We start from the raw sequence: 386 nt of genomic DNA, 5'->3' as shown, positions 1-386 counted from the left end.
GCCCATTATAGACCGGCTTATCTGCTTCGTCAACACCTTTTTTCAAGGCCGTTTCACCGAAGTGAACCGTTGTTGCCGATGCCGCTTCGTCGTTCGCCTCAGAGGCTTTCGTCGTTGCGAGCCGCCTATTATGTCAGGCTTTTCGAATCTGTCAACACCTTGTGAGGATAACTTGAAGTTCTTCTCGAAGATGTTGCTGTAAGTGCATAAAAATCATGTGCTTACATAAAAAGGAAAACCCCGCTGCGTGAGCAGCGGGGTTTTCGGGGTAAAAACCCTGGCGATGACCTACTCTCGCATGGCTTAGGCCACACTACCATCGGCGCAGCTGCGTTTCACTTCCGAGTTCGGGATGGGATCGGGTGGTTCCACAGCGCTAATTAATT

1 rRNA gene is annotated in these 386 nt (G+C 50.5%); it reads right to left on the bottom strand.

Features of this window, described 5'->3' with window-relative positions:
• Positions 1–282: 282 nt before the first annotated feature.
• Positions 283–381: ribosomal RNA gene (gene rrf, locus AC1DIQ_RS18995) — 5S ribosomal RNA — on the bottom strand.
• Positions 382–386: the final 5 nt, after the last annotated feature.

Source organism: Stenotrophomonas sp. 05L413, from assembly GCF_056397945.1.
This window is presented reverse-complemented; position numbering and strand designations above follow the sequence as displayed.